The sequence below is a fragment of the Spirillospora sp. NPDC049652 genome (assembly GCF_040675125.1).
Classification (GTDB): domain Bacteria; phylum Actinomycetota; class Actinomycetes; order Streptosporangiales; family Streptosporangiaceae; genus Spirillospora.
This window is the reverse complement of the sequence record NZ_JBFAOF010001037.1, coordinates 1-2,392: the sequence shown is the minus strand read 5'-3', so window position 1 is coordinate 2,392 and position 2,392 is coordinate 1. Positions and strand designations below refer to the sequence as shown.

Here is a 2,392-nt window from a genome sequence, read left to right as displayed (position 1 = left end):
TGTGGCGAGCTGGCGTTCGGCCCCGGCCGGGTCACCGAAGCCCAGCCGGGCCAGCCTGGTCGGCAGCGAGGGTAACGGGCGGCGGTCCTGCGCGCTCGGCGTGCTCACCCGACCACCGTAATCCGCCGAGGCCGCCCGGACACGGAGAGCGTTACAAGATCACGCAACACGCCCGGCCCGAACCGGTGCCGATCTGGAGCCGACCCACGATCCGGCGCCGAGACGGTGGCGTTTGCCGCCTGTCCGAGCGGTAAGCCGTACGTCGTGGACGCCGGATACGACCTCGCCAACTGGTGACGTGACGGCTGTCCCGGACCGCTGAGCAGCGCCTACAGGACGGCCATGAGGCGGCGGCGTTCGAACTCGGTGACCTGGCGGCGGTACTCCTCCCACTCCTGGCGCTTGTTGCGCAGGAAGAAGTCGAAGACGTGCTCGCCGAGGACGTCCGCCATCAGCTCGCTGCGCTCCATCGCGCGGATCGCCTCGTCCAGGCTTTGGGGAAGCGGCTCGATGCCCATCGCGCGGCGCTCGGCCGAGGTCAGGGCCCACACGTCGTCCTCGGCGCCCGGGGGCAGCTCGTAGCCCTCCTCGATGCCCTTGAGGCCCGCGCCGAGGATCGCCGCGAACGCCAGGTAGGGGTTGGCGGCGGTGTCCAGGGAGCGGAACTCGATGCGGGTCGAGTGGCCCTTGGCCGGCTTGTACATGGGGACGCGGATCAGCGCCGACCGGTTGTTGTGGCCCCAGCAGATGTAGGACGGGGCCTCGCCGCCCGCGCCCGCCGAGAACCCGACGCCGCCCCACAGCCGCTTGTAGGAGTTCACCCACTGGTTGCAGACGGCGGTGATCTCGGCGGAGTGCCGGAGCACGCCCGCGATGAACGCGCGGCCGACCTTGGAGAGCTGGAACTCCGCGCCCGGCTCGTAGAAGGCGTTCTTGTCGCCCTCGAACAGCGACATGTGGGTGTGCATGCCGGAGCCCGGGTGCTCGGTGAACGGCTTGGGCATGAACGAGGCGTACACGCCCTGTTCGAGCGCGACCTCCTTCATGACCAGCCGGAACGTCATGATGTTGTCGGCGGTGGTGAGGGCGTCGGCGTACCGCAGGTCGATCTCCTGCTGGCCGGGCGCGCCCTCGTGGTGGCTGAACTCCACCGAGATGCCCATCGACTCCAGCATCATGATCGCGTTGCGCCGGAAGTCGTGCGCGGCGCTGTGCGGGGTGTGGTCGAAGTAGCCGCCCTGGTCGACCGGCTCGGGCTCGCGGCCGTCCTCGGGCCGGTTCTGCAGCAGGAAGAACTCGATCTCGGGGTGGGTGTAGAAGGTGAACCCGAGGTCGGCGGCGCGGGCCAGCGCCCGCTTGAGGACGAAGCGCGGGTCGGCGAAGCTCGGCGTGCCGTCCGGCATGAGGATGTCGCAGAACATCCGGGCCGCGCCGGGCGTCTCGCTGCGCCATGGCAGCACCTGGAAGGTGGACGGGTCGGGCTTGGCGATCATGTCGGCCTCGTAGACCCGAGCGAACCCCTCGATCGCCGAGCCGTCGAAGCCGATGCCCTCGCCGAACGCCCCCTCCAGTTCGGCGGGCGCGACGGCCACGGACTTCAGGAAGCCGAGCACGTCGGTGAACCAGAGCCGGACGAAGCGGATGTCCCGCTCCTCCAGCGTGCGCAGCACGAACTCCTGCTGTCGGTCCAAAGCCCTCTCCCTCGTGCGACGCCGTCCCCGGCAGGTGGTGGTGGACGCCGGGTCCGGCACTTTGCAGTATGACCGGCCGCTGTTACCGCGACGTTACGTCGCCGAGCCCGTCCCGGCGGCGGCGTACCCAGCGAAAACGCCGCCTATGCGGGCTGCATGAGCATTCCCGGGCGTCACGGACATGGTGCCCCGCGACGCCCACTCTGTCACAGGGCGGACACCCCGGGCGCAGCAGCGTCTCCACACCCCATGCTTACCCTGGTTTACCTGGCGCTTACCCCCGGCCCCCGGCCAACGCCCAGGTCGGGGGCCGTTTCATGGCGACTCATTCGGAATGCCGGTTCCTCGCGATCCGCAGCGGAGGGGTCCTCGGCACCGAGTCCCCGGTGCCCGTTCCCGGCGGGGGCTCCAGGCCGTCCACCTCGCCGACGCGCGCGGCGGCCGGATCCAGGACGCGGGCGAGGAACGTCCGCGTGCGCTCGTGCTCCGGGCTCGCGATCACGCGGTCCGGCGGGCCCTGCTCGACCACGACGCCGCCGTCCATGAACACGACCCGGTCGGCGACCTCGCGGGCGAAGCTCATCTCGTGCGTGACCACGACCATGGTCATGCCCTCGCCGGCCAGCGCGCGCATGACGCCGAGGACGTCCCCGACCAGCTCCGGGTCGAGCGCGGACGTCGGCTCGTCGAACAGCATGACG

At 70.6% G+C, this 2,392-nt stretch carries 1 protein-coding gene and 1 pseudogene; both read right to left on the bottom strand.

The window, feature by feature from the left end; genetic code table 11:
* Positions 1-329: 329 nt before the first annotated feature.
* Positions 330-1,691 carry a gamma-glutamylpolyamine synthetase GlnA2 gene (gene glnA2 / locus AB0J52_RS36535; RefSeq protein WP_500187484.1) on the bottom strand — a complete coding sequence of 454 codons (1,362 nt, stop codon included), beginning with the start codon at positions 1,689-1,691 and terminating at the stop codon, positions 330-332.
* A gap of 325 nt (positions 1,692-2,016) precedes the next feature.
* Positions 2,017-2,392 (bottom strand): annotated as a pseudogene (locus tag AB0J52_RS36530) (hypothetical protein); the annotation flags it as partial.